At 59.5% G+C, this 21,688-nt stretch carries 18 protein-coding genes and 2 tRNA genes; 9 read left to right on the forward strand and 11 right to left on the reverse strand.

The window, feature by feature from the left end; all coding sequences use genetic code 11:
• Positions 1-18: 18 nt before the first annotated feature.
• From JJB09_RS12160 to JJB09_RS12180, 5 genes are read left to right on the forward strand one after another with little or no spacing between them, the layout of a single operon-like run.
• Positions 19-1,197, forward strand: a complete 1,179-nt coding sequence (locus JJB09_RS12160) for an aldose 1-epimerase family protein (protein WP_201658157.1) — start codon at positions 19-21, stop codon at positions 1,195-1,197.
• Positions 1,197-1,952, forward strand: coding sequence for an SDR family NAD(P)-dependent oxidoreductase (locus JJB09_RS12165; protein ID WP_201658160.1), 756 nt, complete (start codon positions 1,197-1,199; stop codon positions 1,950-1,952). The genes JJB09_RS12160 and JJB09_RS12165 overlap by 1 nt, the downstream gene beginning before the upstream one ends.
• Complete coding sequence (locus JJB09_RS12170) at positions 1,952-3,091, forward strand: ABC transporter substrate-binding protein (RefSeq protein WP_201658162.1); 1,140 nt, start codon at positions 1,952-1,954, stop codon at positions 3,089-3,091. Before JJB09_RS12165 ends, JJB09_RS12170 begins: the two co-directional genes overlap by 1 nt.
• Positions 3,088-3,858: an enoyl-CoA hydratase/isomerase family protein gene (locus tag JJB09_RS12175; RefSeq protein ID WP_201658164.1), complete on the forward strand. Its 771-nt coding sequence runs from the start codon at positions 3,088-3,090 to the stop codon at positions 3,856-3,858. Before JJB09_RS12170 ends, JJB09_RS12175 begins: the two co-directional genes overlap by 4 nt.
• Before the next feature lie 24 nt (positions 3,859-3,882).
• Entirely contained in the window at positions 3,883-5,010 is a 1,128-nt protein-coding gene (locus JJB09_RS12180; protein WP_343229016.1) for a fumarylacetoacetate hydrolase family protein, read from the forward strand.
• A 76-nt stretch (positions 5,011-5,086) separates the two neighbouring features.
• Here JJB09_RS12180 and JJB09_RS12185 read toward each other — a convergent pair whose 3' ends face one another.
• Entirely contained in the window at positions 5,087-7,408 is a 2,322-nt protein-coding gene (locus JJB09_RS12185) for a calcium-binding protein (RefSeq protein ID WP_201658166.1), read from the reverse strand.
• Positions 7,409-8,058: 650 nt separating this feature from the next.
• Here JJB09_RS12185 and JJB09_RS12190 point away from each other — a divergent pair.
• The 3 genes from JJB09_RS12190 to JJB09_RS12200 all read left to right on the forward strand — a co-directional run bounded on the left by JJB09_RS12190 (position 8,059) and on the right by JJB09_RS12200 (position 9,721).
• Positions 8,059-9,207, forward strand: a complete 1,149-nt coding sequence (locus JJB09_RS12190) for a CaiB/BaiF CoA transferase family protein (RefSeq protein WP_201658168.1) — start codon at positions 8,059-8,061, stop codon at positions 9,205-9,207.
• A gap of 257 nt (positions 9,208-9,464) precedes the next feature.
• Positions 9,465-9,541 (forward strand) — tRNA-Asp (locus tag JJB09_RS12195).
• 103 nt (positions 9,542-9,644) lie between these two features.
• Positions 9,645-9,721: transfer RNA gene (locus JJB09_RS12200), tRNA-Asp, on the forward strand.
• A 230-nt stretch (positions 9,722-9,951) separates the two neighbouring features.
• Here JJB09_RS12200 and JJB09_RS12205 read toward each other — a convergent pair.
• The 9 genes from JJB09_RS12205 to JJB09_RS12245 all read right to left on the reverse strand — a co-directional run bounded on the left by JJB09_RS12205 (position 9,952) and on the right by JJB09_RS12245 (position 19,855).
• Complete coding sequence (locus JJB09_RS12205) at positions 9,952-11,946, reverse strand: 3-hydroxyacyl-CoA dehydrogenase NAD-binding domain-containing protein (protein WP_425523718.1); 1,995 nt, start codon at positions 11,944-11,946, stop codon at positions 9,952-9,954.
• Positions 11,947-11,953: 7 nt separating this feature from the next.
• Entirely contained in the window at positions 11,954-12,352 is a 399-nt protein-coding gene (locus JJB09_RS12210; RefSeq protein WP_201658170.1) for a RidA family protein, read from the reverse strand.
• Positions 12,345-12,758: an acyl-CoA thioesterase gene (locus JJB09_RS12215; protein ID WP_201658172.1), complete on the reverse strand. Its 414-nt coding sequence runs from the start codon at positions 12,756-12,758 to the stop codon at positions 12,345-12,347. Before JJB09_RS12215 ends, JJB09_RS12210 begins: the two co-directional genes overlap by 8 nt.
• Before the next feature lie 4 nt (positions 12,759-12,762).
• Positions 12,763-13,932: an acyl-CoA dehydrogenase family protein gene (locus JJB09_RS12220; protein ID WP_425523719.1), complete on the reverse strand. Its 1,170-nt coding sequence runs from the start codon at positions 13,930-13,932 to the stop codon at positions 12,763-12,765.
• 4 nt (positions 13,933-13,936) lie between these two features.
• Positions 13,937-14,788 carry an enoyl-CoA hydratase family protein gene (locus tag JJB09_RS12225; protein ID WP_201658174.1) on the reverse strand — a complete coding sequence of 284 codons (852 nt, stop codon included), beginning with the start codon at positions 14,786-14,788 and terminating at the stop codon, positions 13,937-13,939.
• 2 nt (positions 14,789-14,790) lie between these two features.
• Positions 14,791-15,576, reverse strand: a complete 786-nt coding sequence (locus JJB09_RS12230) for an SDR family NAD(P)-dependent oxidoreductase (protein WP_201658177.1) — start codon at positions 15,574-15,576, stop codon at positions 14,791-14,793.
• 8 nt (positions 15,577-15,584) lie between these two features.
• Complete coding sequence (locus JJB09_RS12235) at positions 15,585-17,909, reverse strand: bifunctional salicylyl-CoA 5-hydroxylase/oxidoreductase (RefSeq protein ID WP_201658180.1); 2,325 nt, start codon at positions 17,907-17,909, stop codon at positions 15,585-15,587.
• Between the two features lie 204 nt (positions 17,910-18,113).
• The gene (locus JJB09_RS12240) at positions 18,114-18,626 is read right to left on the reverse strand and encodes a flavin reductase family protein (RefSeq protein WP_246748692.1); all 513 of its coding nucleotides are present in this window, start codon (positions 18,624-18,626) and stop codon (positions 18,114-18,116) included.
• Positions 18,627-18,730: 104 nt separating this feature from the next.
• Positions 18,731-19,855 (reverse strand): LLM class flavin-dependent oxidoreductase, encoded by a 1,125-nt coding sequence (locus JJB09_RS12245; protein ID WP_201658182.1) that lies wholly within the window; start codon positions 19,853-19,855, stop codon positions 18,731-18,733.
• Between the two features lie 127 nt (positions 19,856-19,982).
• Here JJB09_RS12245 and JJB09_RS12250 point away from each other — a divergent pair, with 127 nt between their 5' ends.
• On the forward strand, positions 19,983-20,537 hold the full coding sequence (locus JJB09_RS12250; protein ID WP_201658185.1) for a winged helix DNA-binding protein: 555 nt from the start codon (positions 19,983-19,985) through the stop codon (positions 20,535-20,537).
• A gap of 28 nt (positions 20,538-20,565) precedes the next feature.
• On the opposite strand, the gene JJB09_RS12255 is transcribed toward JJB09_RS12250, so the two are convergent.
• Positions 20,566-21,546, reverse strand: a complete 981-nt coding sequence (locus JJB09_RS12255; protein WP_201658188.1) for an aldo/keto reductase — start codon at positions 21,544-21,546, stop codon at positions 20,566-20,568.
• Positions 21,547-21,688 lie beyond the last annotated feature (142 nt).

Here is a 21,688-nt window from a genome sequence, read left to right on the forward strand (position 1 = left end):
AAAATAGGGAAGCAAGACATGGTTGAGTTATATGGCGGGCAAAGATCGCGACGCGATCTTTCGGCTCATGCAGGTTCATTGTCGCAATTTGCCGGTGTCCGGCTGGTGACGTTGGGTGATGGCGTCGAACGCGGCATCCGTATGCTGGAGTTTCGCAGCGGCACGGGATTGCGTTTCACGGTCCTGATCGACCGCGCCTTCGATATCGCCGATTGCGAGTTTCGCGGCATGGGTATCGGCTGGAATTCGCCCGCCGGCTTCAAGCATCCTGGCTTGCATGAATATGAAGGCGAGGGTGGCCTCGGCTGGTTGCGCTCATTTTCTGGTCTGATGGTCACCTGCGGTCTCGACCATATCCTGTTCATGAACGACGAGCCAGGCGACCACTACGTCTATGGCCCGCGCAAGACCATCAGCCACTCGCTACACGGACGGATCGGCACGATCCCCGCCAAGCTCAACGGCTATGGCGAGCGTTGGGACGGCGACGATTGCTATCTCTGGGCCGAAGGCGTCGTGACGCAGGGCGCGGTATTCGCCGAACATCTCGAGCTGACGCGCCGCATCGAAATCAAGGTCGGCACAAACGATATCAAGATCTCCGACCGTGTGGTCAATCGCGGCTTTTATCGGACGCCGCACATGTACTGTTATCACATCAATGTTGGCCATCCCGTTCTGGCCGAGGGCTCGCGCTATATCGCGCCGATCCGCGATGTTGTCTGGGCGGCGCATGCCGGAGCGGATTACAAGAAACAGGACGTTGGCTACCGCACCATGCCGGCGCCACAGAAGAATTTCCATGAGCAGGTCTGGCAGCACGAAATGGGGGCCGATTCAAATGGCGAAGTCCCCGTGGCTCTGGTCAACGAAGATCTCGGCATCGGCTTCGAAGTCATCACCCGCAAGGACCAGTTTCCCTGCATGTACGAGTGGCAGAACCTGCAGGCCGGGCAATACGCACTCGGCCTTGAACCGTCGAGCAACCACGTTCTCGGCAAGGACTATGCACGCGACAAGGGCGAGTTGATCTGGCTCGAGCACGGCGACGAACGCCGCTATGACACCACCTTCCGTATTCTGGCGAGCAAGGACGAAATCGCTTCTGAGGAGAAGCGGATCCGCGCCATCTCCACACAGCCGCAGGAAGAATATCCGCAGCCCTCCGGCAAGCACCTGCCGATCGGAGGCCGCTGATGTTCGACATGAAGGGCAGGACCATCCTCTATACCGGTGGTGCGGGTGGGCTGGGATTGGAAACGACGATGCATTTTCTCGATGCTGGCGCGCGCGTCATCGTCATCGACCGCGACAAGGCCAAGATGGCAGCGCTTTCCGAGGCCGCGGAGGCACATCATGCGGAACGTCTGCTGATCCGCGAATTCGATCTCGCCGATCTCGATGGGTTGAGGAACGAACTGGCCGAGATCCAGGCGACTTTCGGTGGCATAGATGTGGTTATCAATAATGCCGCGATCTATCCTTCCAAGCCGTTCCACGAATTCACCGTCGAGGAGCATCAGGCGGTACAGCGTGTGAATGTCGATGCGGCCATCGTCTGCGTGCAGGCCGCACTTCCGCACATGCGCAAGAACCAGTGGGGCCGCATCATCAATATTGCCAGCATCACCGTCTATGGCGGCTGGGCTCTGCTTGCGCCTTACGTCCAGTCAAAGGGCGCGCTGATTGGTCTTGCCCGCGCCTGGGCGCGGGAATACGGCCCCGATGGAATAACCGCCAACGCGGTTTCTCCGGGAGCGTTTCCGACCGATGCGGAAAAGATCCATCCGGATCCCGAGGGCTACACGAAATTCGTGCTCGATCACCAATCCGTAAAATATCGCGGGGAACCTGCCGATATTGCCAACGCGCTGATGTTCTTTGCATCCGATGGCTCGAGATTTGTGACTGGTCAGACCCTGAATGTCGACGGCGGCTGGGTGATGCACTGATGAAGAACTACAGGGCTCTCACCTGGGATCATCCCCGGGGTTATCATGCTTTAGCGGCGGCTTCCGATGTCGCGCGCGGAGAAAAACTGGTCGACATCGTTTGGGATAAACATCCTCTTGAAGGTTTTGAATCCCATCCGATCGCCGAGCTATGCGAAAAGTACGATCTTGTCGTGCTCGATCATCCGCATGTCGGCGAGGCGGTGGCGGAGAATTGCCTGCAGCCGCTTGAAAGCATCTTCAGCATGGAGGTGCTCGCCAAAATCGGTCAGGAAACAATTGGGCCCTGTCTCGAGAGTTATTTTTATGACGGCTCAACCTGGGCTTTGCCGCTCGATGCCGCGACGCAGGTTATGGCCGTAAGGCCTGAACTACTCGATGGTCCAGTACCCGTGACATGGGCCGATGTCGCGGCATTTTCGGAACGATCGGGCAAGGTCGCATTATCGCTGGCCGGGCCGCATGCTGCCCTGTCCTTCCTGTCCGTCTGCGCCTCGCTTGGCGAAGAGCCGGGCAGGGACGGCAACGAGTTTCTCGTGAGCGAACCGGTAGGCGAGGCGGCGTTCGATCTGATGGCGCGGCTTGCAGCCAAAAGTCTCCGATCGGTGATGTCGCTCAATCCGATAGGCATCCTCGCCCACATGGCGTCGCAGGACGATGTTGCACTTTGCCCGCTGATCTATGGCTATGTGAACTATTCGGCTCCGAAATCAGGAAATCGCGTTTCGTTTCACAACGCGCCACGCGAAGCCGTTGGCGGCCGACCGGGTTCGACGCTGGGCGGCACCGGTATCGGCATATCGAAAAGATGCGAGGTCACGCCGGACCTGAAGCATCATCTGTTGTGGCTGATGAGTTCAGAAGCACAGTCGCGCTTCATACCAGGCCACGAGGGACAGCCTTCGCAACGGTCCGCCTGGCATGATGGCGGTGTGAACGGCGCATGGGGCGACTTTTATAGGAACACCGCTGATACGCTGGAAGCGGCCTATGTGCGGCCGCGCTTCAATGGATATATCGGCTTCCAGGCCGAGGCGTCGGCGATATTGCGTGACGCCTTTGAGAACAGGCAACCTGCCGCACAGGCGGTGCTCACATTGAATGACACTTACCGGAAAGCATTGGAGAGATCCCGATGACCGAAGACGTCCACTTCGAAATTGACGGCGACATTGCCATCATCACGCTCAACCGCCCGCAAAAGCTCAATGCAGTTACACCCGAAATGGCCGATGCGGTCGTCGCGGCAGTTACAGAATGCAATGACAGCGACACGATCCGCTGCGTCATCGTTACCGGCGCGGGTGAAAAGGCGTTTTGTGCCGGCTCCGATATCAAGGAGTTGGATACATATGAGACCCCATGGGAGTTCCGTAATCGGCCTGACTATTGCGATGCGATCCGAGCGCTGCTCAAGCCGTCGATTGCCGCGGTCAACGGTTATGCCTTCGGCGGCGGCCTGGAGACGTCACTGTCCTGTGACATCCGCATCGCCTCCGAAAACGCCCAGTTTGCTGCACCCGAGATCAAGCTTGGCTGGATCGGCGGCGGTGGAATGGCCGTGCACCTGGCCCATTCGATCGGGCCTTCGAACGCGGCCTTGATGATCATGACTGGCGATCCGGTTTCCGCGCCGAGAGCCAAGGAATGGGGATTGGTCTCGGAAGTGGTGCCGCAGGCGGATTTGCTGGCAAGGGCAAAGCAGCTTGCAAGGACGATTGCATCGCGCGCCCCGATTGCAGCGGAGACCGCGAAAATCAATCTCAAGGCAGCCTTTTCGATACCGGTGGAAAAGGCTATCGAATATGAACGCGACCTCCAAACCATATGTTTCGCGACAGCCGATGCTGCTGAAGGTCGCGCCGCATTCAAGGAGAAGCGTCCGCCTGTATTCAAGCGGCGCTGAAGGACTATTCAGGGAGACTTTGACGTGAGCCTTAATCCAGATACTTTCGCGTCCGGCACATTTGTCGGCCGTGTGTGGCTGCGTGACGTGAACGGCCCAGCGGTCGTGCAAATTAGAAATGGCATGCTGCATGACGTGACGAGCCGCGATATCCCGACGATGCGGGATTTGCTCGAAAGCAATGACCCGGTCGCGTGGCTGAAAGCCCAGCCGAGCAAGCCTCTGATGTCACTTCACGATGCTGTCTCGAGCGGGGCTCTCCTGGCTCCCTGCGACCTGCAGGCGGTCAAGGCCTGTGGCGTGACCTTTGCCCGTTCGATGATCGAGCGCGTCATCGAGGAAAAGGCGGCGGGTAATCCGGGGCTGGCGGAAAAGATGCGCGAGAAGGTGATGGCTCTGATCGGCGACTCCCTCCGCAACCTGAAGGCCGGCTCGGAAGAGGCCGCCAAGGTCAAGGCGGCGCTGATCGAGGAAGGCGTCTGGTCGCAATATCTCGAAGTCGGCATCGGTCCGGATGCGGAAGTTTTCACCAAAGGACAACCGATGTCGTCGGTCGGCTATGGCGCCGAAGTGGGGCTGCATCCGATCTCCAAGTGGAACAATCCGGAGCCGGAGGTGGTGCTTGCGGTCAATTCACGTGGAGAGGTCAAGGGTGCAACGCTTGGCAACGACGTCAACCTGCGCGATGTCGAAGGCCGCTCGGCGCTGTTGCTCGGCAAGGCAAAGGACAACAACGCGTCCTGCTCCATCGGCCCTTTCATCCGGCTCTTTGACGAGACCTACTCCATGGATGACGTCCGCAATGCCGATCTCGATCTCGCCGTGACCGGCGAGGACGGTTTCAAGCTTGCCGGCAAAAGCTCGATGAAGGAAATCAGCCGCGACCCGCTCGATCTGGTTTCCCAGACCATTGGCAAGCACCATCAGTATCCCGATGGCTTCATGCTGTTCATGGGGACGTTGTTTGCGCCGGTCGAAGATAGGGACTTCAAGGGGCAGGGGTTCACCCACAAGATCGGCGATGTCGTGACGATATCCAATGATAAGCTGGGAAGCCTGACCAATACTGTGCGTCTATCGACGGAATGTGCGCCATGGACCTTCGGTACGACTGCGCTGATGCGCAATCTGGCGGCGCGCGCGCTGCTCTGAAGTTTTCCATCCTGGAGAATTGCAAAGGGGCGGATCGTGAGATCCGCCCCTTGTTGTTTCTGCTCAAGCTGCAATCTTACAGCACGAAGAAATCGGCCTTGAAGTTGATGGCGTCATCGAAATGGATGGCGAAGTCGGCCTTCTTGTCGCCGTCGGTGTCGCCGAAGACATAGGTTTCGCCCTTGATCTGCTGGAAGCGGAGTTCGCCAGCGTCGCCGGAGAACTTGTCGGTGCCGATGAAGCTGAAAGCCTGGTCGCCTTTCCTGCCTTCGTTGGCATCGATGCCGGCGAGGTTGATGTGGTCGCCCTGCTTGCCGTTGAAGTCGAAGATCGTGTCGGCCTTCGCCTTTGCCGCAGAGGTGTCGCCACTTGCGAAGAAGAACGTGTCCGCTCCACCATTGCCGTAGAGATCGTCCTGGCCAGCGCCGCCATAGATCTTGTCGTTGCCTGCGCCACCCTTGAGGATGTCCTTGCCGACATCACCCTTCAGGATGTCGTTGCCCGCCCCGCCGTTGATCTTGTCATTACCGCCCAGTCCCAGCAGCGTGTTGTTGCCGCTGTTGCCGTTAAGCGTGTTGGCAAGCGAATTGCCGGTGCCGTTGAAGTTTCCTGAACCCGTCAGCGTCAGATTCTCGATGAAATTGGCGAGCGTGAAACTGACCGAAGCCTTGACGAGATCGATGCCGCCGGCATCAGCACCACCCTGTGTCAGCTCGGTTACGGTATCGCCCTTGCCCACGACATATGTGTCGTTGCCGCCCAAGCCGGCAAGGAAGTTCTTGCCATCATTGCCAGTCAAAACGTTGTCCAGCTCATTGCCGTAGCCAAACAGATCGTCGCTGCCTGCAAGCGTCAGGTTTTCGATGAATGCGCCAAGCGGGTAGTGGTTCAGCGTGGTGATGACCGTATCGGTACCTTCTCCGGCAAGTTCGGTCACGACGTCACCTGCATTGTCGACAATGTATGTATCGTTGCCAATACCGCCGACGAGAGTGTCAGCGCCCGCACCGCCATCGAGAGTGTCATCGCCTGCGAAGCCATAGAGCGTGTTGGCGCCGGAATTGCCCGTGATGACGTTGTTCAAGGCGTTACCGTTGCCCACGAGGTCAGCGGTGCCTGTCAGGATGAGATTTTCGACAAAAGCGCCAAGTGTATAGGCATCAAGAGCGGTTTTGACGGTGTCCGTACCCTCGCCATCAAGTTCGGTGACCACATCACCTGCGTCGTCGACGACATAGGTGTCGTCACCGGTTCCGCCGACCATTGTGTCGGCGCCGGCCTTGCCGTCGAGCGTGTCATTGCCAGCAAGACCGTAGAGCGTGTTGTTGCCTGCGTTACCGGTGAGAACGTTGTCGAGTCCGTTGCCGGTCCCCGTAAGGTTCGCCGTGCCGCTGAGCGTAAGATTCTCGATATTTGCACCAAGCACATAGTTGTCGAGACCCGTCCTGACCGTGTCTGTGCCTTCACCAGCTTGTTCGACGACGACATCGCCGGCATCAGCAACGTAGTAGGTATCGTTGCCAAGACCCCCGATCATCGTGTCGTTGCCACCCATGCCCATAAGGGTGTTGTTGCCGCTGTTGCCGGTAAGGATGTTGTCCAGTTCATTGCCGTAGCCCCAGAGGTCGGCGGTGCCGGTCATGGTGAGGTTCTCGACATTGGCCTTCAGATCGTAGTGATCGACGCTGACCCGCACTGTATCGATTCCGCCGTCTGCGGCTTCAGTCGTTACGTCTCCGAGATTGTCGACAATGTAGGTGTCGTTGCCGAGCCCGCCGATCATCGTGTCGGCGCCGGCACCACCGTCCAGGGTGTCGTTGCCGTCATTGCCTTCGATCAGATCGGCGAAAGCTGTCCCCGTATAGACATCGTCGCCGGCAGAACCGATAAAATGTTGTGCTTGAGCAGCCAGCAAGTCATAGATCTGCTGGATGTAGGTCGCTCCTGACGTGGCGTCATTGGCCTTGCGCAGGGCGCCATAAAGCGCGTTGACGGGATTGGTCAAACCGCTGCCGGCTGCGGCAGTGATATCGAGCCCAGAAATCACGAGCCCCGGAATTACATTCTGCAGCTCGCTCACTTCACCGGTTACGGGGTCGATGACAGTCGAAGTCGTCGTCTCATCATAATAGCCAAGCGTGAAGCCGGTGATGTTGCCCGTAATGGCATGCGTCGAACCGTCATAGGCAAGATCGCTGCCTTCGATCAACACCTGGCCATTGTTCGTGGTGCCTCCAAAGCGAAACCCGACCTGCGTCACATCGGCGTAGGGAATACCGCCGTACCAGGACGAGGTACCCGCCGTCGTTCCCAACGGCTTGAAATAGGCGGCAATTGCCTCCTGGTAATTGACCGATGACATCTCCGATGCATCGATAGTGATCATAGTGCTCGCCATGTTGTTCTCCTTGTTTCCGGGGCGCGTGCGCCGCCTGCGTATTCACGGTCAAAGTGACCCGCCCCCGGGATAGCCGCAGGCTGGCTGGATTGTTCGTGAGGGGGTGAACGGCTCGGCCTAGGCCGGTGCAACAAGGTGCGGTGCTGTGAGAAGCCCGTGCCCCTATTGTGCGCTCTGGACAAGCAGTTCGCGCCCATGCGTCAACGCTGGCGCCGACCGTCGTCGTCGCATTGTCGTGTCGCAAGTCGTGATCGAAGCTTCCTGTTTCCCGCTCAAAGTGGGTCGAGTTGGTTAAATCGGGTTAACCAGCTTTGCCTTCTCCGGCGCTTTCTATAAAACATGAGTATCTCAGTCAACATGAAAGAGGCGTCCGGCATCAATAACATGATAAAAAATGTCATGTTATTGACGTGTGGCTGGCATGGTCGACAATCACCGGGAGTATTGGAAGAATGGCAGGGGGACTGAGGGGCATCGGACAGCTTAGACGAGGCCCCTCGGGTAGGGTGCCGGCACGTCCCCTTGCGTATGGACGAATCGCCAGCCGTCGAGCCGTTCAAACTGGACTTGACCTGGCTGAGGGCGTATCCAAACGTCATGACCGAGCATTGTCACGGGGACAGTGCTCCTGCTGCATGAAGGTTGACAATATGACTGAGAATACGCCGCTTTCCGGAATAAAAGTGCTTGAACTTGCCCGCATTCTTGCTGGACCATGGTGTGGGCAGACGCTCGCCGATCTCGGCGCCGACGTCATCAAGGTCGAGAGCCCGGAAGGCGACGACACCCGCAAGTGGGGCCCTCCCTATATCGAGAAAGACGGCGAGAAGTCTGCTGCCTATTTCCATGCGGCCAATCGCGGCAAGCGCTCGATTACTGCCGACTTCACCACCGAAGAGGGCAAGGAGCTCGTGCGGCGCCTGGCCGCGCAATCCGACGTTCTCATCGAGAATTTCAAGCTGGGCGGCCTGAAGAAGTACGGCCTCGATTATGAAAGCCTGAAAAAGGTCAATCCAAGGCTCATTTACTGCTCGGTCACTGGCTTTGGGCAGGATGGTCCCTATGCGCCGCGCGCCGGCTATGACTTCATGATCCAGGGCATGGGCGGCATCATGGACCTGACCGGCGAGCCAGACCGGGAGCCGCAGAAGATCGGCGTCGCCTTTGCCGACATATTTACAGGTCTCTATTCGGTCATCGCGGTTCAGGCGGCGTTGATCGCGCGCGAGAAGACCGGGCAAGGCCAGCATATCGATATGTCCCTGTTTGATTGCATGACCGGCGTTCTCGCCAACCAGGCCATGAACTATCTCGCCTCCGGCAATGTACCGAAGCGGCTGGGCAATGCGCACCCGAACATTGCGCCATACCAGACGTTCCCGGTCAGCGATGGGCATCTGATCGTCGCCTGCGGCAATGACGGCCAGTTCGGACGACTGGCAGCCTTGCTCGGGCTTCCGGAACTGGCGGCAGATGAGGATTTCAAGACCAATGCGGCGCGCGTGCGCAATCGTGAGCGGTTGAGCACGACGATGGAAGAGAAGACCAGGATATGGTTGCGCGACGACCTGCTGGCGGCGCTCGAGAAGGAAGGCGTGCCGGCAGGCCCGATCAACAGCGTCGCTGATGTGTTTGAGGACCCCCAGTTCATTCACAGGCAGATGAAGGTCGAGCCGGAAGGGGTCCCGGGAATCAGGACGCCGATCCGTTTTTCGGAGTCGTCGCTGGATCTATCCCGCGGAGCGCCCAAGCTTGGCGCGCATTCCGCCGAGATTCTTGCTGAACTCGACCGGAAATAGACTGTTTCGCGGCTGACCAGAATCGGGTGGTCCTTTGGCCGCCCGATTGCCGCAAAAGGTACTTTTCCAACGTTTTCCAGCAGAGCTTCGGATATCTTTCAAGCCGATAAAAAACAAGTAAATACAAATGGTTATGGTGAGGCGTGAGATAAAAGAACCGGGTTCTGGCAATTTGTCACAAAACCTGCTTGACACTTTAGGCCTGACCCCTTAGTTAGCCGCTCACGGGCAGCGAAACACTGCCCCGAAGGAAATGCGCGGGTGTAGCTCAGTTGGTTAGAGTGCCGGCCTGTCACGCCGGAGGTCGCGGGTTCGAGCCCCGTCACTCGCGCCATTCTCTTCATCGGATGCAGTTGATGCATTCGGAAATCTTCGCGAAAGCGGTGGTTTCATGTTTCAGAGGTTACGAGATGGAACTCCATCTCATTTAAAAATGCGCGGGTGTAGCTCAGTTGGTTAGAGTGCCGGCCTGTCACGCCGGAGGTCGCGGGTTCGAGCCCCGTCACTCGCGCCATTTTTAATCCTCAAAAGAAATCGACATTCCTCTGTAATATATTGGTCACGTCACTTTCAGCGTGCCATGCACGTTGTGCATCTTGACTGCACGCATATGCTTGGCCCGGGAAACTACGTGGACCACGAATCGACAAACCCGCCGGCTCGTGAACCGAGACCGAAAGTGGTTACCCAACTTTCAGTCTCGGTTCACGAGCCGGTGGGATTGCAACGTTTTACAGTGGCTGTTTAGCCCTGGATTTCTGCCGCGTACATCGGCCCACCCTTGTGGGCTGGGAAGCCATATCCATTGATCATCACCAGGTCGATATCGCTGGCGCGAGCGGCGATCTTTTCGTCCAGCAACTTGCGGCCTCCATCCGCCATGGCTCCGAGCAGGCGCGCGACGATCTCGTCAGCGCCGATTGAGCGCGTGACGATGCCCTTGGCTGCACGTGCTTCCGCGATCATCGCAGACACTTCAGGCGCAGGCACCCGCTTTCCGGCTTCGTAGTTGTACCAGCCGGAGCCGGATTTCTGACCGAATCGCCCAGCTTCGCAGAGACGGTCGGCGATATCCACGTATCGGGCTGAGGGATCACGGCTCGCCGCCTGGCGCTTGCGCCGCGCCCATGCAATTTCCAGTCCGGCAAGGTCGAAGACCGCAAACGGTCCCATTGCCAGGCCGTACGCCTCCATGGCGGCGTCGATCTCGCGGGGCTCGGCGCCGTCCTCGATGAGGAATTCCGCCTCGCGCCGGTAGGCCGAGAAGATTCGGTTGCCGATGAAGCCTTCGGTGACGCCGGAAATGATCGGCAGCTTGCCGAACTTCCTGGCAACGGCAAATCCGCTCGCCAGCACTTCAGGCGCAGTTTTTGCGCAGCGAACCACTTCCACCAGCCGCATGATGTTGGCCGGTGAGAAAAAGTGCAGGCCGACGACGCGCTCCGGATATCGGGTTGCAGCGGCGATGACGTCCGGATCGAGATAGGAGGTGTTGGTCGCAAGAATCGCGTCGGGCCGGACGATGTCATCAAGCGCGCGGAAAAGATTGGTCTTTACCGCGAGGTCGTCGAACACCGCTTCGATAACGAGGTCGGCAGCGGCGATTTCACCAAGCGAACCGCGAACGGTCAGACGCGACAAACGGTCGGCAAGTCCCTGCTCGGTGATGCGGCCGGATTTGAAGTTCTTGTCCAGCATGCCGACGATGCGTTCGAGACCTCTTTGCGCGGCCTCGTCGGTCTGTTCGATACCGATGACCCGATAGCCGGCGTCCAATGCGGCCACTGCGATGCCCGAGCCCATCAGGCCCGTGCCAACCACCCCGATGGTCGAGACCGGCCGTGCGGTGACGTTTTCCAGCCCCTCGATCTTGGCGGCAGCTCGCTCGGCGAAGAACACATGCCGGAGCGCGGCAGCTTCCGCCGAATCCCTGAGAGCGACGAACGTCTTGCGCTCGTCGGCAAGGCCCGCTGCGAAATCCGTATCCTGTGTGGCGCGAACCAGGCGAACAGCCTCTGCCGGTGCCTTTTGGCCGCGTGATTTTGCCAGAATTTTTGTTGCGGCTGCCTCGATTGCCTCGCCAGGTGCAGTGATTACCGGCTGTTCCGATGACTTGCGAAACAAGTTCCGGTCGCCGCGGATCGCGATCTCGATAGCCTGGGACAGTACGTCGCCTTCAGCCAGCGCGTCGATGATACCGGCAGTCTTGGCAGCTTCTGCCTTGAGGCTGCGGCCTGTGGCGATCAGTTCGACCGCTTGATCGAGCGGTGTCAAACGGGGCAGGCGCTGTGTTCCGCCTGCGCCTGGCACGATGCCGAGCTTGACCTCTGGGAAAGCGACGATCGCGGTTTTTGCGCCGAGCCGATAATGGCAGGCGAGAGCGATTTCGAGCCCGCCGCCGAGTGCTGCACCATTGAGTGCGGCAACAACCGGCTTGGTCGAGCCTTCGATTCGGGCGACGACTTCAGGCAGGCTCGGATCAGCCGGCACCTTGCCGAATTCGGTGATGTCTGCCCCGCCGACGAAGATCTTGCCGGCACCGGTCAGGACGACCGCGTCGACATCGGAAGCCGCCTCCGCATGGGCAAAGGCAGCATATAGTCCCGCCCGCACCGCGGCAGAAGCCGCATTGACGGGCGGATTGTCGATCGTCACGACGAGTACGCCGTTTTCAGTACGGCCGCGCACATTGGCCGAAAATTCGTGGTTCATTTCGCCCTCGGCCTTTGTGCTCGACATTATCAGGTCACTCTTCCGGAATGACGGCGGTGGCCTGGATTTCGATCTTGGCACGGTCCTCGACCAGTGCCACGACCTGAACGGCGGCCATTGCCGGGAAATGCTTGCCGATGACGTCGCGGTATGCCTGTCCCAGACCTTTCAGGTTCTCGGTGTATTCCTTCTTGTCGGTGAAATACCATGTCATGGTAGTGATGTGGTGCGGCTCGGCGCCGGCTACCTTCAGCACGTCGACGATATTCTGCAGCGTCTGACGAACCTGGCCGACGAAATCATCGGTCTCGAACTGGCATTGACCGTTCCAGCCGATCTGGCCGCCAACGAACACGGTCCGTCCGCTTGCTTCGACGCCATTGGAATAGCCGATGGGACGTGCCCAGCCCTCAGGCAGAAGTGTTTTATGCATTGTTGGTCTCCAGATGGTGGCTAAGCGCGGCGCGGATATCGTCCGGCCATGCGCAGGCTTTGTGGGTTTTGAGCGAGGTGGCGACTAGCCTCTGGCGCGCGGACCAGAGCGTGTTACCATTCGCAGACACGGTGTGCTCCAGGTCGAGCGACGAGCCGCCGATCCTGGTAACGCGGATGTCGAATGTCAGATCGCTGCCGTGGAAGCCCGGCTTGACGAAGGTCAGGTCGAGCGTCAGCGTCGGTGTGCCGATCTTCCGGTCGTCGATCATTTCCTTCCGCGGGGCACCGAGCGAGGCGAAGAAATCCTCCACCACGCTGTCCATAAGTTTAAGATAGGACGGGTAGTAGGCGATGCCCGAAGGGTCGCAGTCTCCGAAGTGAAGGGGGCGTATGGCTGAATACATCGCCTTACTCCGCCTTCAGCAGTTCTCGTGCGATGATCAGCTTCTGCACTTCGGTCGCGCCTTCGTAGATGCGCAGTGCGCGGATCTCGCGATAAAGCTTCTCGGTGATCTCACCGCATGCTACGCCACGACCCCCGAACATCTGCAAAGCGCGATCGATTACAGTTTGAGCGTTTTCCGTGGCCGTCATCTTGGCCATTGCCGCTTCCTTGGTGGTCGGCAGCTTCTGCACGTCGCGGCGCCATGCGGCGCGATAGGTCAGAAGCGCCGCCGAATCCATCGCGGTTGCCATGTCGCCGAGTGCGGCCTGCGTAAGCTGCAGGTCACCAAGCGTGGCGCCGAACATCTTGCGGGCCTTGGCATGCGCCAGCGCCTCGTCCAGCGCGCGGCGACCGAAACCGATCGAGGCAGCAGCCACCGAAGCGCGGAAGATGTCGAGCGTGCGCATGGCGATCTTGAAGCCTTCGCCGGGCGCACCCAGCCGGCGCGACGCGGGAATGCGGCAATTGTCAAATCGGATCGTCGCCAGCGGATGCGGCGCGATCACGTCGATGCGTTCGGCAATCGAGAAGCCAGGATCGTCGGCAAACACCACGAAGGCGGAGATGCCGCGTGTGCCCGGCGCTTCGCCGGTGCGGGCAAATACAGTGTAGACATCGGCGATGCCGCCGTTGGAAATCCAGGTCTTTTCGCCATCGAGAACATAGGAATCACCGTCGGCGCGCGCCGCACATGCCATGGCCGCAACATCGGAACCCGCTTCTTTCTCGGACAGCGCGAAAGCGGCGAGCCATTCGCCTGATGTGACCTTGGGCAGCACGGCCGCCTTCAGTTCCTCGCTGCCGGAAAGTCCGATCGCGCCCGTACCGAGGCCCTGCATGGCAAAGGCGAAATCGGCCAATCCGTCGTGCCAGGCAAGCGTCTCGCGCGCCAGGCAAACCGAACGGGAATCGATGGCTGACGTGCCGGCGTTGCCGGTCGCGGCAGCCAGCAGACCGGCATCACCCAGCAGCTTCACCAGCGAGCGACAGGCCTTGTCGGTGTCGTGGTGATCGACGCTATCCAGCACGCCCGAGGCTGCGAACGCGTCGATGCGGGCGGCAAAATCCGCATGCGCTTTGTCAAAGAAAGGCCAGTCGAGATGTTCACGGGTTGGTGCTGAACTCATCGTCATGGCCTCAGTTCCCTTCGAAAACGGGCTTCTTCTTGGCGGCGAAGGCCTCGAAGGCACGGCGGAAATCGCCAGTCGCCATGCAGATCGCCTGCGCCTGCGCTTCGGATTCGATCATCTCCTCGATGCCCATCGCCCATTCCTGGTTCAGCATCGTCTTGGTGATGCCATGCGCGAACCACGGGCCATCGGCGATCTGGCGAGCCAGCTTGGCCGCCGCGGCTTCGACTTCATCGGCGGCATGCAGCGAGTTAAAGAAACCCCAGCGCTCGCCTTCGTCGGCCGACATCGAGCGGCCGGTATAGAGCAGTTCCGAGGCGCGGCCCTGACCGATGATGCGCGGAAGGATGCCGCAGGCGCCCATGTCAGCGCCGGCAAGGCCGACACGGGTGAACAGGAACGCCGTCTTGGCTTCGGGCGTGGCAAGGCGCATGTCGGACGCCATGGCAAGGATCGCGCCGGCGCCGGCGCAGATGCCGTCGACAGCCGAAATGATCTGCTGCGGGCACTTGCGCATCGCCTTGACGAGATCGCCGGTCATGCGCGTGAAGGCCAGAAGATCCGGCATCGCCATGCGGGTGAGGGGCTCGATGATTTCGAACACGTCGCCACCCGAGGAGAAGTTGCCACCGGCACCGGCAAGCACCACGACGCGTACGTCGGAGGCATAGACGAGGTCGCGGAACAGGTCGCGCATCTCGGCATAGCTTTCGAAGGTCAGCGGATTCTTGCGTTCCGGGCGGTTGAGGCGAAGGGTCGCAACACGACCGTCTTCGCTGACATCCCAAAGAAAATTCTTTGCCTGATAATTTTTGAAGGGCTTGAGATGGCCTTGCATCGATGCCGGAGCTTCACTCATGACTACATTACCTCTCCACCGGCAATCGCGATTGCCTGTCCATTGATTGAGCCTGCCGCTTCAGAGGCAAGCCACAGCACAGTGCCGGCCACTTCTTCCGGTGAGATAAGACGGCCCTGCGGGTTGGCCTTGGTGAACTCAGCCAAAGCCTGTTCCTGGGTACGGCCGGTCTTGGCGACGATCTCAGCGATCGATCGGGCGATCATCGGCGTATCGGTAAAGCCAGGGCAGACCGCGTTGACGGTGACGCCCTTTCTTGCCAATTCGAGCGCCAGCGCTCGCGTCAGCCCGACCACGCCATGCTTGGCGGCGCAATAGGCAGACACATAGGCGTAACCAGTCAAACCGGCAGTCGAGGCGATGTTGATGATCCGCGCGCCCTGGCCTTTGGCCTTGAGGTCGGGCAAAACGGCCTGCGTCACATTGAAGACACCGGTCAGGTCGACCGACAGCACATGCGACCACATGTCGAGCGACGTCTTTTCGAACGGAGCGCTTGGAGCTTCCCCGGCATTGTTGACGAGGATCGAGACCGGGCCGAATGCTTCATGGGCATTTGCAAGTCCGGCCGAGATTTTGTCGCAGTTCGTCACATCAAAATCGTCGGCGATGAAGACATGGCTTCGACCGAGTTCGTCAGCCAGCGCTTCGAGCGGTTCCTTGCGGCGGCCGGCGACAGTGACCTTTGCGCCGGCTTTGACGAGCGCCCGGGCGATTGCCGCACCGATGCCGCTGCCGGCACCGGTGACGAGTGCATGATGTCCGGAAAGGCTTGCCAATTCAGACATGTTCTCGCTCACTTTGTTCCTGCGGCAGCCGCCTTTTCGCGCGCCAGGTTGGTCTCGAACTGCGACTTTGCAGAATAGTACTGCTTCGGCCACTGAATCGTGTTCAGTCCGATCTTGGCCGCTTCATGCAACGCCCAAGCCGGATCCGCAAGATGCGGACGGGCAACGGCGCAAAGATCGGCACGACCGGCAGCGATGATCGAGTTCGCATGATCGGCTTCCGAGATCGCGCCGACGGCAATGGTCGGGATGCCGACCTCGTTGCGGATCTTGTCGGAGAAAGGTGTCTGGAAGAGACGGCCATAGACCGGCTTTTCTTCCTTCCATACCTGGCCTGACGAGCAGTCGATCAGGTCGGCACCGGCGTCCTTGAACATCTGGGCGAAGATCGCTGCATCTTCCGGCGTGTTGCCGCCTTCGAACCAGTCGTGGCAGGACAGTCGAACCGAGATCGGCTTGTCTGCGGGCCAGACTTCGCGGACAGCCTTGAAAACTTCGAGCGGATACCGTGCCCGGTTTTCGTGGCTGCCACCGTATTCGTCGGTGCGGCGGTTGGTCAGTGGCGACAGGAAACTCGACAGCAGGTAGCCGTGGGCGCAGTGCAGTTCGAGCCAGTCGGCGCCGACCTCGGCCGCATATTTTGCGGAGCGAACATGGTCTGCCAGCACGCGGTCCATGTCGGCGCGGTCCATGGCTTTGGGCACCTGGCTGTGCTTGAGATAGGGCAGGGCAGATGCCGAGATGAGTGGCCAGCCGCCTTCCTCAACCGGTTGGTCGATACCTTCCCAGGCTACTTTTGTTGAGCCCTTGCGTCCGGCATGACCGATCTGGATACCGATCTTGGCCGGTGTCGTGTTGTGCACGAACTCCACGAGCCGCTTCCACTGCGCAGCCTGTTCGTCGTTCCACAGGCCGAGGCAGCCTGGTGTAATGCGGCCGTCGGGGGATGTGCAGGTCATTTCCGCAAAGACGAGGCCTGCGCCGCCCATGGCGCGCGAGCCGATGTGAACCAGGTGGAAATCGTCAATCAACCCGTCCTTGGCCGAATACATGGCCATAGGCGACATGACGATGCGGTTGGCCAGTGTCGTGCCCCGCAACGTATAGGGGGTAAACATCGGCGGCAGCGTGCGGCCGTTGGTGGATGTATCGAGGCCGGATTTCTCGGCAAACCAGCGCTCGTAGCCCTCCAGCCAGTTGGCGTCGCGCAGGCGCAGGTTTTCGTGGCTGATGCGCTGCGAGCGGGTCAGCATCGAATACATGAACTGTTCGGGCTCGAGCGTGTCGGCATAGCGGCGACCGACGACTTCGAACCATTCCATGGCATTGCGCGCGGCGTTCTGGATGCGGGCCACGTCGACGCGGCGAATTTCCTCGTAAGCGGAAAGGACAGCAGGAATCTTGTCCTTTTCGTGCCCGAGTTCCTGGAACTGGCGGGTCAACTCGATCGCATCGTCGATGGCGAGCTTGGTGCCGGAGCCGATGGCGAAGTGGGCTGTATGGGCGGCGTCGCCCATCAGCACGACATGCGAGTTGCCGTTGAAATGGCTCCACTTGCCGCAGATCAGGCGGGAGAAATTCAGCCAGGCCGAACCGCGCAGGTGGCGCGCATTGGTCATCAGCGAGGAACCTTCGAGCACTTCGGAGAACAGGTCCTGGCAGAAATCGATCGAACCCTGCTGGTCCATCTCGCCGAGGCCGTGCGCCTGATAGGCTTCTTCGGTCGTTTCGATGATGAATGTCGAGGTTTTGTCGTCGAACTTGTAGATATGCGCCTGGAACCAGCCGTGATCCGTCTTGCGGAAATCGAAGGTGAAGGCGTCAAACAATTTGTCGGTGCCGAGCCAGATATAGCGGTTCGGGCGGACAACCATGTCCGGCTGGAAGACTTCCGGATAGTGAAGGCGGATCTTAGAATTCAAGCCGTCAGAGGCGATCACCAGATCGGCATCGGGGAAATCGAGATCGTTGTTGACGTCGGTCTCGAACTTGAGTTCGACGCCGAGCGCTTCGCAACGCGCTTGAAGGATGTTCAGCAGCTTCTTGCGGCCGATACCGACAAAGCCATGGCCCGACGTGCGCTGGCGGGTGCCCTTGAACAGAACCTCAATGTCGTCCCAATGATTGAAGGCGTCCTGGATTTCTGCCGCGCTTTCGGCATCCCAGACTTTCATCGACTCCATCGTTGCGTCAGAGAACACCACGCCCCAGCCGAACGTGTCGTAGGGCTTGTTGCGTTCCACAACCGTGATCGAATGCTGCGGATGCAGCTTCTTCATCAGGAGTCCGAAATAGAGCCCGGCGGGCCCGCCACCGACACATACGATGCGCATCTTGACCTCCATGAAAGTGATGCTGGAGAAGAGCCGTGCTCTTCATTTGCTTTAAGTTTAAAGTATAAGCCTGCGGCCGGCTTGTCAACCTTTTCGCGGTTGTGCGTGCCTTTTATTTTAGGTTTAAAGTAACTTCCTTGCACATATTCGCGCGCCGGGATGTCGCCATCCCGGCGCGGAACCGGATCGTCCTTTCGGTTGATTTCAGTGGCCTAGCGGATGATATGCGCCACGCCAATAGGTAAGCGCTCCGTCATTGTGGCTGGTATGGACTGCACGAACGCGTCCGATCAGGATCGAGTGGGTCGCCCTATCGATCATTTCTTCAAGCTCGCAGTCGAGCGCAACCGGTGCGTCCTTCAGGAGCGCAGCGCCGGTGATATCGGTTATCCAGTTGCCGAGCGCATAGCGATCAGCTCCCTTGATGCCGCCCGCGCCGGAAAATCGCTCTGCGATCGTTTGCTGCTGGGGCGAAAGCGAATTGACGCCGAAATGCCCATACCTCTGGAAAAGCTGCCATGCCGAAGCGCTGCGGTTCACGCAGACGATGACTGTCGGTGGTTCGACCGAAAGCGAGATCGCCGAGGTGGCGACGAGACCTGAGCGGTCTTCTCCGGTGCCGACGGTAATGATGCTGACATTGCCGACGAAATGGCGCATTGCAGCGCGGAATTCATCACTCGATGCCATGACGGGGTTTTCAGGCCTGTTTAGCATGGTCTCTCTCCGGTGACATCAGGCCGCAAAGGCCTCGACCGAGATTGATGGAAGCTGCGCGACCGGAGCCGCGCAGCACGTGATCGACGAGGACCCCGCTCGGATCACGCCGCGACCGCTGCTGCCTTGACGGGCCTGCGGATGCCCGCAGCCTCAAGAATTGGCAACACGGTGTCGCGGAAATAGGGAAACTCCTCGGCATAATCGACGAAGGAGAGGGTGGTGCCGTTGAAGCCCGCCTTGTGCAGCGAGATCAGGCCGTCGGCGACCTGCTCCGGTGTGCCGACGAGCGGGAAGCCGCCGTGGCCGGCCGCCATGCGGTCGCGGATCAGGGCGAGCAGGTCATGCGGGAACGATTGGGCGTGGGCAAACTGCAGGCGGACGAGATTGTCGACCGCATCCCAATCGGCATTGTCCTGGCCGAAATGCTGCAGATAATCGCGGGCTTCCTTTTCGGTGGGCCGGCAGACGACATGCGAGAATGTCAGCACGCCGGTGTTGCGGCCGGCATCCTTGCCCTGCTGCTTGAGTGCGGCGATCTCTTCGGACGAACGGTTGAGGTCGATTGCAGGTGTGAAGAGGAAATCGGCATTGCGCACGGCGAATTCGCGGCCCTGGCCGGAACCGGCGGCATTCAGGATCGGTACCTTACGGGATGGGCGCGGGTCGCCAAGGATGTTCTTGAGATGGAAGAATTCGCCTTCCCAATCGAAAGCCTCGGTCTTCTCCCAGAGCGCCTTGATGATGCTGAACCATTCTTCGGCGTAGGCGTAGCGCTCTTCGTGGCCGGCCGGCAGATTGAGCCCGAGTGCCTCGTATTCCGGCTGGTTCCAGCCGGCGACGATGTTGAGGCCGACCCGGCCCTTGGAAATCTGGTCGATGGTGGCGATCTGCTTGGCGACGATGGCCGGATGATTGGCCGCGACATGGATGGTCGCGAAGACATTGAGGTCGCGGGTATGCGCCAGCAGGCCAGCCGCCCAGGTCATGGTCTCCAGCACGCCGCCATGGAAATTGGTTTCTCCTCCGTAGCCGATCCAGCGGGCGATCGGCAGCATGAACTCGATCCCGGCATCGTCGAGCAGTTTGGCGAGCTTGAGATTGTTGTCCCAGGAATTGTTCCAGCGCTCGGGCACCTTGGTTACGGACATGCCACCCGAACAGTTGGATGCAAAGGTCCCGAGCACGAACTGGTTTTCGGCAAACATGCTGTTTTCGCTGATGGTCATTTCTACCTCCTCCACTTATTGATAGAATTTACGATAGAAAGTCTATCAATAAAACGACCCTTGTCAATCGGGCCAAATCCGATAGGTCTGTGAATGGACGAAGGCTGGCATTTCAGTGGGGGGAGCGATGATTCAAAAGGACAAGCGGTCCTCGAAGGCCACGGATGGCATCGACAGGCGTTGGCATCTGGCGCGCAACGACGTGGAAATCGACGTCACCGAGATCGAGTATGCGCTGATGCGCGCCAACCAGGCCTTCGAACGCTGGCAGACAGAATGCCTGGAAACGGTCATCGATCTTGCGGCGAGTGGTCAGGAAAATGCCATGCTGCACATCATTCGCATGCATGAGCGTCCCAAGACGATCAAGGACCTCGCGCGACTGGCCAACCGCGAGGATATTCCCAACATTCAGTACAGCCTGCGCAAGCTGATCGCGGCAGGGTTGGTGGTGCGCGAAGGCAGTGGCCGGGCAGGGGTGACCTATTCTGTCACCGAGCGGGGACGCGAAGTCACCGACCGCTATGCCGAGGTTCGCGGCGCATTGCTTGTAGAGTCAATCGAGGCCGTGCCGGACTTTCCGCAGAAGCTCGAAGAAGCCACCCGGACTTTGGAACTGCTGACCGGCATTTATGAGCAGATGGCACGTGTAGCGGCCACGCACAGGCGGAGCAGCCGGTAGGGTGAAGTGCTGCAGCCCGTGCCTTTCTTCAGAGACCGGAAAGCTTCATGAATTCCTCGGGGTAGCGATCCCCTTGCACCTTGAAGTTCGACGATGCGTCGCTGATTTCCTGGAGATCGGTCACGGTGAGTTCGACGGACATGGAACAGATATTCTCCGTGAGACGCGACATCTTTCTGGTGCCGGGAATTGGTACGATCCATGGCTTTTGGGCCAGCAACCACGCAAGCGCGATCTGAGCGGGTGTTGCCGCCTTGCGACCGGCAATATCCCGCAGTCGGTCAACCAGTGCCTGGTTCGCCTTGCGCGCATCAGGTGAAAAGCGTGGCACGCGGTTGCGAAAATCCGAACTGTCGAATGTCGTCGTCTCGTCGATCTTGCCGGTCAGAAATCCCTTGCCGAGTGGGCTGAAGGGCACAAAGCCGATGCCCAGCTCCTCGAGAACCGGGATGACGTCCGCCTCCGGATCCCTCGTCCAAAGCGAATACTCGCTCTGCAATGCAGTGACGGGCTGAATGGCATGCGCGCGACGGATCGATTGCGCACCCGCCTCGGAAAGACCGAAATGCTTGACCTTCCCCTGCTGGATCAGTTCCTTCACCGTTCCCGCAACGTCCTCCATCGGCACATTGGGATCGACGCGGTGCTGGTAGAGCAGATCAATACAATCGACCCGTAGGCGCTTGAGCATGCCTTCGGTAGCCCTCACGATCTGCTCTGGGCGACTGTTGACCCCGCCATGGTGAACCCCTGTCTCGGAGTCGATATCCCAGCCGAATTTCGTGGCGATGACCACCTGTCCCTTGTAGGGAGCCAGTGCCTCGCCGACGATTTCCTCGTTACGGAAGGGACCGTAGGCTTCGGCGGTATCGAAGAACGTCACGCCCTGTTCGACGGCTGCGCGGATGAGGGAGATCATCTCCTGCTTGTCGGCCGCATCGCCATAACCCATGCAACCAAGCCCAAGAGCCGATACTTCGAGGCTTTGTCCAAGTTTTCGCTTTTGCATTTGAGTTTCCTCGGAACATGTCTGGAGATCGCGTTACGTTCTTGCGATACTGAACGTCCGTCCACTTGGGTGCAAGCAATCGATGAGTCTTCCGGACGGCTCCACGGCCATCTGACCGATGGAAATGAATGACCGGTAGCCA

Origin of the sequence: Phytoamicus setariae (assembly GCF_016722925.1) — a bacterium.
Lineage (GTDB): Bacteria > Pseudomonadota > Alphaproteobacteria > Rhizobiales > Rhizobiaceae > Rhizobium_E > Rhizobium_E setariae.

Bases quoted from the DNA above. Each gene is read 5' to 3' on its own strand.
- JJB09_RS12220 (WP_425523719.1), bottom strand. From the start codon at position 13,932: ATGACGATGAGTTCAGCACCAACCCGTGAACATCTCGACTGGCCTTTC.
- JJB09_RS12190 (WP_201658168.1), top strand. From the start codon at position 8,059: ATGACTGAGAATACGCCGCTTTCCGGAATAAAAGTGCTTGAACTTGCC.
- JJB09_RS12225 (WP_201658174.1), bottom strand. From the start codon at position 14,788: ATGAGTGAAGCTCCGGCATCGATGCAAGGCCATCTCAAGCCCTTCAAA.
- JJB09_RS12160 (WP_201658157.1), top strand. From the start codon at position 19: ATGGTTGAGTTATATGGCGGGCAAAGATCGCGACGCGATCTTTCGGCT.
- JJB09_RS12240 (WP_246748692.1), bottom strand. From the start codon at position 18,626: ATGCTAAACAGGCCTGAAAACCCCGTCATGGCATCGAGTGATGAATTC.
- JJB09_RS12230 (WP_201658177.1), bottom strand. From the start codon at position 15,576: ATGTCTGAATTGGCAAGCCTTTCCGGACATCATGCACTCGTCACCGGT.
- JJB09_RS12210 (WP_201658170.1), bottom strand. From the start codon at position 12,352: ATGCATAAAACACTTCTGCCTGAGGGCTGGGCACGTCCCATCGGCTAT.
- JJB09_RS12235 (WP_201658180.1), bottom strand. From the start codon at position 17,909: ATGCGCATCGTATGTGTCGGTGGCGGGCCCGCCGGGCTCTATTTCGGA.
- JJB09_RS12255 (WP_201658188.1), bottom strand. From the start codon at position 21,546: ATGCAAAAGCGAAAACTTGGACAAAGCCTCGAAGTATCGGCTCTTGGG.
- JJB09_RS12215 (WP_201658172.1), bottom strand. From the start codon at position 12,758: ATGTATTCAGCCATACGCCCCCTTCACTTCGGAGACTGCGACCCTTCG.
- JJB09_RS12250 (WP_201658185.1), top strand. From the start codon at position 19,983: ATGATTCAAAAGGACAAGCGGTCCTCGAAGGCCACGGATGGCATCGAC.
- JJB09_RS12205 (WP_425523718.1), bottom strand. From the start codon at position 11,946: ATGTCGAGCACAAAGGCCGAGGGCGAAATGAACCACGAATTTTCGGCC.
- JJB09_RS12170 (WP_201658162.1), top strand. From the start codon at position 1,952: ATGAAGAACTACAGGGCTCTCACCTGGGATCATCCCCGGGGTTATCAT.
- JJB09_RS12185 (WP_201658166.1), bottom strand. From the start codon at position 7,408: ATGGCGAGCACTATGATCACTATCGATGCATCGGAGATGTCATCGGTC.
- JJB09_RS12175 (WP_201658164.1), top strand. From the start codon at position 3,088: ATGACCGAAGACGTCCACTTCGAAATTGACGGCGACATTGCCATCATC.
- JJB09_RS12165 (WP_201658160.1), top strand. From the start codon at position 1,197: ATGTTCGACATGAAGGGCAGGACCATCCTCTATACCGGTGGTGCGGGT.
- JJB09_RS12245 (WP_201658182.1), bottom strand. From the start codon at position 19,855: ATGACCATCAGCGAAAACAGCATGTTTGCCGAAAACCAGTTCGTGCTC.